Raw genomic sequence first — 12,707 nt, 5'->3', positions numbered from 1 at the left:
CGCGTTCCCCAAACCGGTTTGGTGGCGGGTCGCTTCGCCGGCCGTCGAAGGGTGGGCCGCATAGGCTCGGGTCATGGACTCCGAACTGGCCCTCACCTCCGACTTCGCGCCGGTGGCGGCGCTGCTGGCCGATCGGGCGCGGGCGGCGATGCTGACGGCGCTGCTGGACGGGCGTCCGCTGGCGGCGGGGGAGCTGGCGCGGACGGCGGGTGTGAGCGCCCCGACGGCGAGCGCGCATCTGGCGCGGCTGCTGGACGGCGGGCTGGTGACGGTGGTGAAGCAGGGGCGGTGGCGGTACTACCGGCTCCGGGGGGCGGACGTCGCGCAGGTGATCGAGGCGCTGTCGCGGATCAGCCCGCCGGTGCGGGTGCGGAGCCTGCGGCAGTCGCGGGACGCGAGGCGGCTGCACGCGGCGCGGACGTGCTACGACCATCTGGCGGGGGAGGCGGGCGTCGGCCTGTTCGCGGCGCTTCTGGACGGGGGGCTCATCGAGCCCGACGGCGACGAGGCATACGAGGTCACGGGCAAAGGCGAGGAGCGGCTGGAGGCGCTGGGGCTGGACGTCGCGGCGCTGCGGAGGACGCGGCGGAAGTTCGCCTCGCACTGTCTCGACTGGACGGAGCGGCGCCCGCATCTGAACGGGGCATTGGGGGCAGCGCTGACCGACCGGATGATCGAGCTGGGCTGGTTCGAGCGCGGGACGACGCGCCGGGCGCTGACGGTGACCGAGGCGGGCCTGGCGGGGCTCGCGGACTCGTTCGGGTGTGTCCTGCCGTGAGTTTCGCGTACGCAGGGGGGCTCCTGGCGACCGGTCTCGCGGATGTGACCACCGACCTGGCGGCGCTGGACTCGCGGGGCTGGTGGGCCGTGGTGGTCACCTACGAGGGCAAGGTCACGTGCGCGCGGTTCGACACGGTCCGCCCGGCGCGCCATCCGGGGGGTGCCTGGCACGCGCCGGGGGAGTGGACGAGCTCGCTGGACGAGTCCCGTTACGTGGCGGGCGTCGAGCGGATCAAGGCGTCGATCGCGGACGGCATCGTCTACCAGGCGAACCTGTGCCGGGTGCTGTCCGCGCCGCTGGCGCCGGGCGCGGGTGTCGCGGGGCTCGGCGCGCGGCTGGCGCGGGGGAACCCGGCGCCGTACGCGATGACGCTGGAGGTTCCGGGGACGGCGGTCGCCTGCGCGTCGCCGGAGCTGTACCTGAGGCGGGACGGCGAGGTCGTGGAGTCGCGTCCGATCAAGGGGACCGGGCGGACGGCCGCGGACCTGCTGGCCAAGGACGAGGCCGAGAACATCATGATCGTCGATCTCGTCCGGAACGATCTGGGGCGGGTGGCGCGGACCGGGTCGGTGACGGTGCCGGCGCTGTGCGAGGTGGAGCCGCATCCGGGGCTCGTGCACCTGGTGTCGACGGTGCGCGCGCGGACCACGGCGGGGTGGCCCGAGCTGGTGGCCGCGACGTTCCCGCCCGGGTCGGTCACCGGTGCGCCGAAGTCCAGCGCGCTGAGGTTGCTGGATGAGCTCGAACCCGTCCCGCGCGGCCCGTACTGTGGGGCGATCGGCTGGGTGGACGCGGACACCCGGCGCGGCGCGCTCGCGGTGGGGATCCGGACCTTCTGGGCGGAGGACGGCCTGCTCCGGTTCGGCACCGGCGCCGGGATCACGTGGGCGTCCGATCCGCGGAGCGAATGGCGCGAGACCGAGCTGAAGGCGGCTCGGCTTTTGGAGGTGGCCTCGGGTGACGCAGCCCAGGATCTGGATGAACGGGGAGCTGCTCGACCCTGAGCGCGCCGTGGTGTCGGTGTTCGACCACGGCATGCTCGTCGGGGACGGGGTCTTCGAGACGGTGAAGGCGGCTCAGGGGGAGCCGTTCGCCCTTACCCGGCACCTGCGGCGGCTGGCCCGGTCGGCGGCGGCGCTCGGGCTGCCCGCGCCCGACCACGACGCGCTCGCCCAGGGGGTGCTGGAGGTGCTGGCGGCCGCGCCGAAGTGGCCGCTGGCGCGGATCCGCGTCACCTGCACGAGCGGGCCGGGCCCGCTCGGCTCGGACCGGGGCGACGCGGGCCCGACCGTGTCGATCATCGTGGCGGAGCAGCGCCCGTTCCCCGCGACGGCGGACGTGGCGGTGGTGCCCTGGCCGCGCAACGAGCGGGGCGCGCTCGCCGGGGTCAAGTCCACCTCCTACGCCGAGAACGCGCTGGCGCTCGCCCACGCGCGCGAGCGGGGCGGCGGCGAGGCGATCTTCGGCAACGTCGCCGGGAACCTGTGCGAGGGGACGGGCAGCAACGTCTTCGTGGTGCGGGGCGGGCGGCTGGTCACGCCGCCGCTGTCGGCGGGCTGCCTGGCCGGGGTCACCCGCGAGCTGGTGCTGGAATGGTGCGGCGGCCAGGAGGAGGACGTCCCGCTGGAGGAGTTCCCCCGGGTGGACGAGGCGTTCCTGACGTCCACGACCCGCGACGTCCAGCCGATCCGGGCGGTGGACGGGACGGTGCTGCCCGGCGCGCCGGGGCCCGTCACCGCCAGGGCCATGGAGGTCTTCGCGGCGCGCGCCGCGGGCCTGATGGACCCCTGACGAATCCTGGCGGACACCCTCACGAACAATGATCTCCGGGGGGTTTACGCGGCCTGATTCATCGGTCACGTTGTGTGGTGACGCGTGTAGGAGGTCACCATGGCTTTCTCCAGTAGCGGCTCCCTCGGCCGGCGCCCGTCCCCCAGGCGGACCGGCGTCGCGGCGGCACTCGTGATGGCGGGCGCGGCGCTCGCCGGATGCGGTGGCGGATCCCCGGCCGATCCCGACCGCGGCAGGGACGCCAAGAACATCACCCTGACGATCACCCGCAACGCCATCGAAGGCGGCAAGAACACCGAAGAGGCCGAATGGATCTCCAGGACGGTGATCCCCGGGTTCGTCGCGGCGCAGAAGGCCAAGGGCGTCACCGCGAAAGTGACGTTCCGCGGCCAGGGCGTGGACGACGAGGCGTACAAGACCAGGCTGGCGCTCGACCTGAAGTCGCGCTCCGGCGCCGACATCATGGACGTCGACGGCATCTGGGTGGGGGAGTTCGCCCAGGCCGGCTACCTCAGGCCGCTGGCGGACGTCGTGGGTCCCCCGGCGGACGCCTGGGAGGGCTGGTCGAAGATCCCCGGTTCGGTGCAGCGGCTGGCCTCCTTCGAGGGCAGGCGGTACGGGATCCCGCCGGCGACGGACGGCCGCGTCCTGTTCTTCAACAAGAAGCTGTTCGCGCAGGCCGGTCTCCCAGGGAATTGGCAGCCCCGAAGTTGGCAGGACATCCTCACCGCGGCGCGCGCGCTGAAGAAGGTCCCCGGCGTGACACCCGTCCAATTAGACGCGGGCACCGCGATGGGCGAGGCGACCAGCATGCAGGGGGCGCTGCCCCTGCTGGCCGGTGCGGGGGCGGAGATCTACTCGGGCGGGAAATGGACGGGCGGCGGGCCGGCCGTCCAGCAGGTCCTCGGCCTGTACGCGCAGGTCTACGGGCCTGAGGGCCTCGGCGACCCCAAGCTCCAGCAGGAGGCGAAGGGACGCGACAAGTCCTTCGAGGAATTCGCCGCGGGGAAGATCGGGATCCTCGCCGAGGGCGACTACTTCTGGCGCGACGTCCTCAACCCCAGGAGCGGCGTCGCGAAGATGCGGACCCGCGACCAGGACGTGGGGTACGCGCTCATCCCCGCCGTGTCACCGGGGAGGGGGGTGCGCGGGCAGTCGTTCGTGAGCATGTCGGGCGGCGCCGTCACCACTCTCAACCCGAACACCAGGTATCCGCAGCAGGCGTTCGAACTGCTGGCGTTCATGAACTCCGCCGCGATGACCAGGGCGCGCACGGCCGGGACCCCGGAGATCACCTCCCGGACGGACGTGAACAAGCAGATCCTCGCGGGCGACCCGTTCCTGACGTTCGTATCGGAGAAGGTGCTCCCGGTGACGTCCTACCGCCCGGGCCTCACGGTGTACCCGCAGGTGTCGACGGCCTTACAGGAGGCCACGGCGGCGGTCGTGTCGGGCGCGAGCCCGCAGGAGGCGGCCGCCCGGTACGCCGGGAAGCTGGAGGGGATCGTCGGTGGCGCCGCCAACGTCGCGGCCCGCTGACCCCCGCCCGCCCGGCCGCCGCCCGCCCGGCCGCCGCCGCTTCGGCGGCGGCGCGGCCGCCGAAGACGCCGCGGGTCTCGGACGCGGGCGCGCCGCGGCGTTCGTGGCGCCCGCGCTCGTCCTCATCGCGGTGTTCCTGGTGTTCCCGGCGCTCTGGACGCTCTACCTCGGCGCGACCGACTACCGGCTCACCGGTGTCGCGGCGAGCGACCCGTCGTTCGTCGGCGTGGACAATTACCGCCGCGTGCTCGGCGACGGCCGGTTCCACCGGTCGCTATGGCTGACGCTCCAGTTCGTCGCCGGGTCGGCGGTGCTCGGCCAGACGCTCCTGGGGTTCGCCGTCGCGTGGGTGATGCGCGACCGGCGGGGCCCGCTGCGGCGGCTGGTCGAGGGGCTGGTGCTGCTCGCGTGGATCCTGCCGTCCTCGGTCATCGCGTTCCTGTGGATCGCGCTGCTCGACCGCGACGGCGGCACCCTGAACGCGCTGCTGGGCACGCCCGGGACGGCCTGGCTGCTCGACCATCCGATGGCGTGCATCGTGGTGTTCAACATCTGGCGCGGCACCGCCTTCTCGATGATGTTGTACGGAGCGGCGATCGGGAACGTTCCACCGTCCCATCTGGAGACCGCGCGGCTGGCCGGGGCCTCGACCCTCCAGACGCTCCGGGACGCGGTGTTCCCGCAGGTCCGCGGGCACGTGCTGACGAGCCTGCTGCTGGTCGGCCTGTGGACGTTCAACGACTTCACCCCCTTCCTGATCACGGCGGGCGGCCCGGACGGGCGCTCGGAGATCATGTCGGTGTACGTGTACCGGACGGCGCTCGGCGACGGCCGCCTGGGCTTCGGCGCCGCCGTCTCGCTCGTCATGCTCCTCATCAACCTCGCCATCGCGCTGGTCTACCTGCGTGCCCTCCGCGACCGCGAACCGGCCCGCGCGGGCCGGTCCCGCGGCGGCCGGTCCCGCGGCGGCCCGACGCGCGGTGGCCCGACGCGTGGCGGCCCGACGCGCGGGGGCCGGGCGGGGAGGGCCGCCGCGTGAACGACGCCGTCCGCGAGGCGCTGCGCAGGATCGGGCTCGCCACCTTCCTCTCGGCCGTCCTCGGGTTCTTCGCTCTGCCGCTGCTGTGGCTCGCGTTCGCGCCGTTCGACGCGAGCCCCGGCGTCGCGGCGTCGCTGCCCGAGTTCACCCTGGACAACTTCCGCGTCCTGATGGACGACCCGTACGCGCTGGCGTCGCTGCGCAACTCCGTCCTGCTCGCCGCCGGGACGGCCGCGCTCGTCGTCACCTGCGCGGCGCTCGCCGCGTACGCGCTGAGCCGGGTCCGCGTGCCGGGCCGGGACCTGCTCCTGTACGTCCTGCTGCTGCTGTCGTCCATCATCACCGGCACCGCCGCGATGGTGCCGGTCTTCCTGCTGGCCTTCGACCTGCACCTGATCGACTCGCGGCTCGGGGTGGTGCTGGTGCTGTCCGGCGGGCTGCTCCCCGCGGCGATCTTCCTGCTGAAGGACTTCACCGACGGCGTCCCCGCGTCCTACGAGGAGGCCGCGCGGGTCTTCGGCGCCTCGCCCCTGCAGGTCCTGCGGCACGTGGTCGTCCCGGTGATCAGGCCCGGTCTCGCCACCGTCGCGGTGTGGACGGTCGCGCAGGTGTGGGGCGACTTCCTGATGCCGTTCCTGCTGCTGCGCGACCCGGGCAAGGCGCCCGCCTCGGTGATCATGTACACGTTCTACACCGAGGGCGGGCAGCCGGACCTGGCGCTGATCTCGGCGTTCTCGCTGCTGTACTCCCTGCCGGTCGTGGCGATGTACCTGGTCGTGAGCCGCCGGTACGGGTTCCGCTTCCACGGAGGGATCAAGCGCTGATGGCGACGATCACCCTGCGCGGGCTGACGAAGGTGTACCCGGGCGGCGCGCGGGCCCTGGACGCCCTCGACCTCGACGTGGCGGACGGCGAGTTCTTCGCGCTCCTCGGCCCGTCCGGCTGCGGCAAGACGACGCTGCTGCGCACCGTCGCCGGGCTGGAGACCGCGACCGGCGGGACGGTCCGCCTCGGCGCCGCCGACGTCACGCGGCTCCCGCCGGGACGCCGCGACGTCGGCATGGTGTTCCAGGACTACGCGCTCTTCCCGCACATGACCGTCCTGGACAACATCGCCTACCCGCTGCGCATCAAGAAGCGGCGCCGCGCCGACCGGTACCGGGCCGCGCGCGAGGCGGCGCGGGAACTGGGCCTCGACGGGCTGGAGGGACGCCGCCCGGCGGAGCTGTCGGGCGGCCAGCAGCAGCGGGTCGCGCTGGCCCGCGCCCTGGTCGCCCACCCGCGGACGTTCCTGCTCGACGAGCCGCTCTCCAACCTCGACGCGCGGCTGCGGCTGGAGGCGCGCACGTTCCTCAAGCGGCTCCAGCGGCGGCTCGGCGTCACCACCGTGTTCGTCACGCACGACCAGGCGGAGGCGCTCGCCCTCGCCGACCGGATCGCGGTCATGGACGCCGGCCGCGTCCGCCAGCTCGGCACGCCCGCCGAGGTCTTCCGGCGGCCCGCGAACCTGTTCGTGGCGTCGTTCATCGGATCGACGCCCATGAACCTGCTCCCCGGTATCGTCCGGGGCGGGGCCGTCGCCACCGCCGGGGCGGAGCTGCCCGTCCCGGACGAGGCGCGCGGGCGGCTCGCCGACGGGGAGCCCGTCGTGTGCGGGATACGGCCCGAGTACCTCGACTACGGCGAGGAGCCGCTGGACGGGGCGTTCCGCGGCACCGTGTCCGTCGTCGAGCACCTCGGCGGGTCTTCGCTGGTGACCCTGGACGTGGAGGGCGGGCCGGTGCGCGTCGTCGTGGGAGAGGACCTCGACGCCGCCCCGGGCACCGCGGGCTGGGCGCTGCCCCGCCCCGGCCGCCTGCTGCTCTACCGCGACGGCGAGCTGGTGACGGCCGCCGCCCGACCCGCCGCCCGACCCGCCGCCCGACCCGCCGCCCGACCCGCCGCGCGTCCCGCCACCGACACGACACGCCAGACCGACCCGACCGAGGGAACCCACGTGCCTGATGACACACCGCCGGAGCCTGGCACTCCGCCGACCAAGGACGGAGGACGCGGATGACCTCCCACAGCGGACGCTGGACCCTGGAGGACCGCCTCGAACAGGGCCTTCGCGAGCTGCCCTTCGACGTGCCGCCGGGCACGGCGTCCATCACGGTCGAGCTGTCGCACGAGGGCGGCGTCATCGACCTCGGCTGCCACGGGCCGTCCGGGTTCCGCGGCTGGTCGGGCGGGGCACGCCGGGCCTTCACCGTGGCCGCGGACTGGGCCACGCCCGGCTACCTGCCCGGCGAGCCGGAACCGGGCATCTGGCACGTCTGGCTCGGCCTGCACCGGATTCCGCCCGGCGGCACCCCGTACGAGGTCACGGTGACCACGTCCACCGTCCCGCCCGACGCGCCGGACGCGCCGCCACCGCCGCCGCGCCCCGCGCGCCCGCCGCGCCGCGCCCTGCCCGCGCCCGCCGGGACCCGCTGGCTCGCCGGCGACCTGCACTCCCACACCGTCCACAGCGACGGGACGCTCACCGTCCACGAGCTGGCCTGCCTCGCCGCGGGCCGCGGACTGGACTTCCTGGCGGTGACCGACCACAACACCGTGAGCCACCATCCGCTGCTGCCCGCCGCGGGCGCGCACGCGGGCGTCCTCCTGCTGCCCGGCCAGGAGGTGACCACCGACCTCGGCCACGCGAACGTCTTCGGCGACACCGGCTGGATCGACTTCCGCCGCCCGAGCGCCGACTGGGCCGCGGCCGCCGCCGGGAACGGCGGGCTGATGTCGATCAACCATCCGCTCAGCGGCGACTGCGCCTGGCGGCGGCCCCTGCCGGAGGAGGACCGGCCGCCCTTCGTGGAGATCTGGCACTCGTCCTGGTGGGACCGGACCTGGGGCGCCCCGCTGGCCTGGACGGACCTGTGGCTGCCGGGCGGCGGCGCCGTCCCCCTCGGCGGCAGCGACTTCCACGACCCCGCCCAGCACAAGACACTCGGCGAGCCCACCACCTGGGTCCTCGCCGAGGACGATGACGTGCTCGGCGCCCTCGCCGCCGGCCGCACCTCCGTCTCGGCGGACCCGGGCGCGCCCGTCCTGCTGCGCGTGGAGGACGACCTGATCGCGATCGGCGCCGACGGCACCGTGGTCGTCCGGCCCGACGGACGGCGCGTCGCCGTCCGCGGCGACCACGTCCGGATACCGGCGGGCGGCCCGGGGATGCACCGGCTGGAGACCTCGGTGAACGAAGTGATCGCACTGTGCGGGTGAAACCCTGCGAGTGAAGGAGTGTGGATGAGCGAGCCCGGCCCGATCGTCGTCGTCCCCCACACGCACTGGGACCGGGAGTGGTACCTGCCCTTCCAACGGTTCCGCCTGCGGCTGGTGTCGCTGCTCGACGGCGTCACGGACCGGATGGCCGCCGACCCGCGCTGGCGGTTCACCCTGGACGGCCAGATGGCCGCGGTCGACGACTACCTGGAGATCCGCCCGGAGCGGCGCGAGGAGATCGCCGCGCTCGTCCGCGACGGCCGGCTGGCCGTGGGCCCCTGGCAGATCCTCCACGACGAGTTCCTGTGCTCGGGGGAGAACATCGTCCGCAACCTGGAGCTCGGTCTGCGGCGCGCGGAGGAGCTGGGCGCGGCCATGATGGTCGGTTACCTGCCGGACCAGTTCGGGCATTGCGCGCAGACACCGCAGATCCTGCGGCTGGCGGGGCTGGAGCACGCGTGCGTGTGGCGCGGCGTGCCGTCCCGCGTCCGGTCCAGGGCGTTCGTCTGGGAGGCGCCGGACGGGACGGCCGTCCGCACCCAGTACCTGCCCGAGGGCGGCTACGGCAACGCGGCGTCGATGTTCGAGCAGGCCGGGGGAGCGGCGCCACCGGCCGGACGCGTCGCCGGGTTCGCGGCGTCGATGGGCCGCTGGTATCCCGACGGCGGCCCGCTGCTGGCGATGTACGGCGCCGACCACACCGCGCCCGCCGCGGACCTCGCCGACCGTGTCGCCGCCGCGGGCCACGGCATGCGGCTGGACACCCTCGCCGGGTACTTCGCCGGGCAGGACCCGTCCGTGGAGGGGCTGACCCGCGTCCGGGGCGAGCTGCGCTCGCACGCCCGCGCCAACATCCTGCCCGGCGTGATCTCCGCAAGGGTCCGGCTGAAGCAGCTCATGGGGCGCGGCGAGCGGCTGGTCGAGCGGTACGCCGAGCCGCTCGCCGCGCTCTGGTACGCGGGCGCCGCGCAGCGGTTCCTGGACCTCGCCTGGCGCCGCCTCATCGAGGTGAGCTGCCACGATTCCGTCACCGGCTGCGGCAGCGACGAGACCGCCGAGCAGGTCGCGGCGCGGATGGCCGAGGCCGAGCAGCTCGGGCGGGCCGTCTGCGACCTCGTGACGGCGGAGCGGGCCGCGGCGGTGCCGCTCGGCGCGCACCTGGTCTTCAACCCCTCCCCGCGCGCCCGCCGCGGGCTGGTCGTGCTGGACGTCCCGTCCGATGGGGAGCCCGTCCTCGCCACCGGGGAGGGGGCGCGCGTGCCCGTCCAGACCCTCGACGTCGCGCCGACCGTGCTGGACGACGCCGTGCATCCCGCGTCCGCGCTGCCCGTCCTGCTGGAGCGGATCTACGGGCGGGTCCTGTTCGGGCGGGAGATCCGCGACTGGACGGTCTCCCAGGACGACCGCACCCTCACCTTCCACGTGACGGCCCGCTCGGACACCCCCTTCGACATCGGCGACGTGCGGGCGGCGCTTCGCGGCGCGGACGGGGACTGGCGGGTCCGGATCGTGGCCGACCCGCGCCGCACGGTCGCCGCCCTCGTCGACGTGCCCGCGCTGGGACTGACCGCAGTGGGCCCGGCGACCACGCCCACCACGGCCGACGCCGCGGGAGAGGCCACCCCGCCTGGGAAGGCCGCATCGCCGGCCTCCGCGGGGGGCGGAGCATCCGTCCTGAACGCGACGACCCTGGACAACGGGCTGCTGCGCGCCGACGTGCGCGACGACGGCACCGTGGGCCTCCGCACCCCGTCCGGCACGGTCGTCGAGGGCCTCGGCCGGATCGTGGACGGCGGCGACCTCGGCGACACCTACAACCACGCGCCGCCCGCGGACGACCGCCTGGTCACGACGCCGCTGGCCGTCCGCGTCGAGCCGGTGAGCGAGGGGCCGCTCGTCGCCGCGCTCGACATCGTCCGGACCTACCGCTGGCCGGTGTCCGGCGACGTCCTGGGCCCGGTCCCGGGCAAGGGCCGCTCGGACGTCGAGGAGGACGTCACGGTCGTCACGCGCGCCGAGCTGCGCGCGGGCGAGCCGTTCCTGCGGCTGCGCGTCACGTTCGACAACCGGTGCGACGACCACCGCGTGCGGCTGCACGCGCCCCTGCCCCGGCGGGCCGCGTCGTCGTTCGCGGACGGGCAGTTCGCGGTCGTCGAGCGCGGCCTGACCGCCGAGGGCGGCTTCGGGGAGCGGCCCGTCCCGACCTATCCCGCGTCGGGGTTCGTCGCGGCGGGCGGCCTGGCCGTCCTGCTGGAGCACGCCAGCGAGTACGAGGTCACCGGCGGCGGGCGCGAGCTGGCCCTCACCCTGCTGCGCTCGGTGGGCTACCTGTCCCGCGACCGCAACGCGCACCGCGACCAGCCCGCCGGCCCGCAGCTGCCGACGCCGGCGGCCCAGTGCCGGGGGGAGCGGACGGTCGGCCTGGCCGTCCTGCCCTACGACGGCGACCGGCCGGGCGAGGAGGTCCTCCGCGCCGCCGAGGAGTACCGGCACGACCTGCTCGCGGCGCCCGGGTACGGGCCGCCCGGCGCGCCCGTACCCGCGTCCCGGGAGGGCATGTCGGTCACCGGCGCCGGCGTCGTGATGACCTCGCTGCGCGGCCGGGACGGCGGCTGGACCGAGGTCCGGATGGCCGCCCAGACCCCGGCGCCCGCCACGGCCGTGCTCCGCGGCCCGTTCACCGAGGCCGCCCACGCGGACCTGCGCGGCCGCCCCGGCGAGCCGCTGGAGGTCCGGGACGGGACGCTGACCCTCGCCCTCCGTCCCTGGGAGATCGCCACCGTCCGCCTCAGGCTCTGAGGCGCGGCCCGGTCAGCCGCCGGAGCCCTCCGCCGCCATCGCCGCCCCGACGATGCCCGCGTTGTTGACCAGCTTCGCCGGGACGATCGGCGCCCGCACGCCCTTGATCAGCGGCAGGAAGTGGCCCGCCTTCTTGCTCACCCCGCCCCCCACGATGATGAGCGACGGGGAGATCAGCGCCTCCAGGTGCGCCATGTACTCGCCGAGCCGCTTCGCCCACTTCTCCCAGCTCAGGTCGTGGTCCTCGCGCGCCTTGGCGGACGCGCGCGCCTCGGCGTCCTTGCCGTGCAGCTGCAGGTGCCCGAACTCGGTGTTCGGGACGAGGACGCCGTCGGTGAACACGGCGCTGCCGATGCCCGTCCCGAGCGTGAGCAGCACGACCGTGCCCGGGCGGCCGCGGCCGGCGCCGAGCCGCATCTCCGCGATCCCGGCGGCGTCGGCGTCGTTGAGCAGCGTCACGGGCCGCCCGGTCGCCTCCGACAGCAGCGCCCGCGCGTCCAGCCCGATCCAGTGCTTGGACACGTTCGCCGCCGACAGCGTCACCCCGTCGATCACCACGCCCGGGAACGTGACGCCGACGGGCCCGTCCCAGCCGAAGTGATCCACGATCTTGGCGGCGACCGCCGCGACCGGCTCGGGCGCGGCCGGCCGGGGCGTGTCGATCCGGAACCGCTCGCGGGTGAACGCACCGTCCGACAGGTCGACCGTGGCGCCCTTCATGCCCGTCCCGCCGATGTCGATCCCCAGCATTTCCGTCGTCATGCCCCCCTTCCTACCCACTTGTCCCTCACCTTCGCCGGCGCGGGCCGATCACCCGGGTCGCTCACACCAGTTTCAGGAGCACCGCCGGCACCAGCAACACCCTGGGCATCAGGCCGCGTACCCTCCGTCGACCGCGATGGACGCCCCGGTGATCCGGCGTTGTCGACCAGGACGTCCAGCCGCCCGAACTCCGCCCCGGTGCGGTCCACGGCCACGGTGACGGCCGACGGGTCGGCCGCGTCGGCGGCGATCGCGAGGCCCCGCCCTCCGGCGCCCTCGATCCCCCGGACGACCTCGGCGGCCCGCTCAGGGGCCCGCACATAGGTCACCGCGACGTCGGCGCCGTCCCGCGCCGGCCGCAGCGCGATCGCCGCGCCTATGCCGCGTCCGCCGCCGGTCACCAGTGCCGCCCGCCTCACCGGCTCGTTCCTGCACGCCCTGGCCGACCGCACCGAGGCCCAGGCGGATCTCCTGCTCATGGCCGAGTCCGCCCCGCCCGGCGCCCGTTTCCGGGACGGCTCCTACGGCCTCTACCGCAGCCACCTGGCGATGCTGCTCGCCCGGATCCGTCCCGGCGCCGACGCGGAGTGCCTCGCCGACGCCCTCCTGGCGCCGCTGGCCGCCAACCTCTTCCTCCACCAGCACCGCACACGCGGCATGACCGTCGAGCGGATCAAGGCGGGCCTGGACGCCCTCCTGGGGGGCATCGGCCGAGATTAATCGCCCCGAAGCCTTTAT

Annotated in this window: 12 protein-coding genes; 10 read left to right on the top strand and 2 right to left on the bottom strand. The window is 74.7% G+C overall.

Translation table 11 applies throughout. The features are described 5' to 3' along the window. Positions 1 to 73: 73 nt before the first annotated feature. The 9 genes from AGRA3207_RS04345 to AGRA3207_RS04305 all read left to right on the top strand — a co-directional run bounded on the left by AGRA3207_RS04345 (position 74) and on the right by AGRA3207_RS04305 (position 11,207). Positions 74 to 778: an ArsR/SmtB family transcription factor gene (locus tag AGRA3207_RS04345; RefSeq protein WP_231333253.1), complete on the top strand. Its 705-nt coding sequence runs from the start codon at positions 74 to 76 to the stop codon at positions 776 to 778. Next, positions 775 to 1,785 (top strand): chorismate-binding protein, encoded by a 1,011-nt coding sequence (locus tag AGRA3207_RS04340; RefSeq protein WP_231333252.1) that lies wholly within the window; start codon positions 775 to 777, stop codon positions 1,783 to 1,785. Before AGRA3207_RS04345 ends, AGRA3207_RS04340 begins: the two co-directional genes overlap by 4 nt. Further along, positions 1,760 to 2,572, top strand: coding sequence for an aminotransferase class IV (locus AGRA3207_RS04335; RefSeq protein WP_231336228.1), 813 nt, complete (start codon positions 1,760 to 1,762; stop codon positions 2,570 to 2,572). Before AGRA3207_RS04340 ends, AGRA3207_RS04335 begins: the two co-directional genes overlap by 26 nt. 99 nt (positions 2,573 to 2,671) lie before the next feature. After that, entirely contained in the window at positions 2,672 to 4,111 is a 1,440-nt protein-coding gene (locus AGRA3207_RS04330; protein WP_231333251.1) for an extracellular solute-binding protein, read from the top strand. Beyond that, positions 4,083 to 5,150 (top strand): carbohydrate ABC transporter permease, encoded by a 1,068-nt coding sequence (locus AGRA3207_RS04325; RefSeq protein WP_231333250.1) that lies wholly within the window; start codon positions 4,083 to 4,085, stop codon positions 5,148 to 5,150. Before AGRA3207_RS04330 ends, AGRA3207_RS04325 begins: the two co-directional genes overlap by 29 nt. Then, on the top strand, positions 5,147 to 5,974 hold the full coding sequence (locus tag AGRA3207_RS04320) for a carbohydrate ABC transporter permease (RefSeq protein WP_231333249.1): 828 nt from the start codon (positions 5,147 to 5,149) through the stop codon (positions 5,972 to 5,974). The genes AGRA3207_RS04325 and AGRA3207_RS04320 overlap by 4 nt, the downstream gene beginning before the upstream one ends. After that, positions 5,974 to 7,209, top strand: a complete 1,236-nt coding sequence (locus AGRA3207_RS04315; protein ID WP_231333248.1) for an ABC transporter ATP-binding protein — start codon at positions 5,974 to 5,976, stop codon at positions 7,207 to 7,209. Before AGRA3207_RS04320 ends, AGRA3207_RS04315 begins: the two co-directional genes overlap by 1 nt. Then, positions 7,206 to 8,408, top strand: coding sequence for a CehA/McbA family metallohydrolase (locus AGRA3207_RS04310; protein ID WP_231333247.1), 1,203 nt, complete (start codon positions 7,206 to 7,208; stop codon positions 8,406 to 8,408). The genes AGRA3207_RS04315 and AGRA3207_RS04310 overlap by 4 nt, the downstream gene beginning before the upstream one ends. 24 nt (positions 8,409 to 8,432) lie before the next feature. Further along, positions 8,433 to 11,207 carry a glycoside hydrolase family 38 N-terminal domain-containing protein gene (locus AGRA3207_RS04305; RefSeq protein WP_231333246.1) on the top strand — a complete coding sequence of 925 codons (2,775 nt, stop codon included), beginning with the start codon at positions 8,433 to 8,435 and terminating at the stop codon, positions 11,205 to 11,207. Positions 11,208 to 11,219: 12 nt separating this feature from the next. On the opposite strand, the gene ppgK is transcribed toward AGRA3207_RS04305, so the two are convergent. Both ppgK and AGRA3207_RS39730 read right to left on the bottom strand, forming a co-directional pair. Next, a complete protein-coding gene (gene ppgK, locus AGRA3207_RS04300) occupies positions 11,220 to 11,969 on the bottom strand; it encodes a polyphosphate--glucose phosphotransferase (protein ID WP_231333245.1) in 750 nt (249 codons plus the stop codon). Then, positions 11,966 to 12,370, bottom strand: a complete 405-nt coding sequence (locus AGRA3207_RS39730) for an SDR family NAD(P)-dependent oxidoreductase (protein WP_273700000.1) — start codon at positions 12,368 to 12,370, stop codon at positions 11,966 to 11,968. The genes ppgK and AGRA3207_RS39730 overlap by 4 nt, the downstream gene beginning before the upstream one ends. Here AGRA3207_RS39730 and AGRA3207_RS04290 point away from each other — a divergent pair. Continuing rightward, positions 12,348 to 12,689 (top strand): hypothetical protein, encoded by a 342-nt coding sequence (locus AGRA3207_RS04290; RefSeq protein ID WP_231336546.1) that lies wholly within the window; start codon positions 12,348 to 12,350, stop codon positions 12,687 to 12,689. The genes AGRA3207_RS39730 and AGRA3207_RS04290 overlap by 23 nt on opposite strands. Positions 12,690 to 12,707: the final 18 nt, after the last annotated feature.

The sequence above is a fragment of the Actinomadura graeca genome (genome assembly GCF_019175365.1).
Lineage (GTDB): Bacteria > Actinomycetota > Actinomycetes > Streptosporangiales > Streptosporangiaceae > Spirillospora > Spirillospora graeca.
The sequence above is the reverse complement of the archived record's forward strand: the minus strand, read 5'-3'. Positions and strand labels throughout refer to the sequence as shown.

Coding starts and splice junctions, on each gene's coding strand:
- ppgK (WP_231333245.1), bottom strand. CDS start 11,969: ATGACGACGGAAATGCTGGGGATCGACATCGGCGGGACGGGCATGAAG.
- AGRA3207_RS04335 (WP_231336228.1), top strand. CDS start 1,760: ATGAACGGGGAGCTGCTCGACCCTGAGCGCGCCGTGGTGTCGGTGTTC.
- AGRA3207_RS04290 (WP_231336546.1), top strand. CDS start 12,348: ATGCCGCGTCCGCCGCCGGTCACCAGTGCCGCCCGCCTCACCGGCTCG.
- AGRA3207_RS04345 (WP_231333253.1), top strand. CDS start 74: ATGGACTCCGAACTGGCCCTCACCTCCGACTTCGCGCCGGTGGCGGCG.
- AGRA3207_RS04305 (WP_231333246.1), top strand. CDS start 8,433: ATGAGCGAGCCCGGCCCGATCGTCGTCGTCCCCCACACGCACTGGGAC.
- AGRA3207_RS04330 (WP_231333251.1), top strand. CDS start 2,672: ATGGCTTTCTCCAGTAGCGGCTCCCTCGGCCGGCGCCCGTCCCCCAGG.
- AGRA3207_RS04310 (WP_231333247.1), top strand. CDS start 7,206: ATGACCTCCCACAGCGGACGCTGGACCCTGGAGGACCGCCTCGAACAG.
- AGRA3207_RS04315 (WP_231333248.1), top strand. CDS start 5,974: ATGGCGACGATCACCCTGCGCGGGCTGACGAAGGTGTACCCGGGCGGC.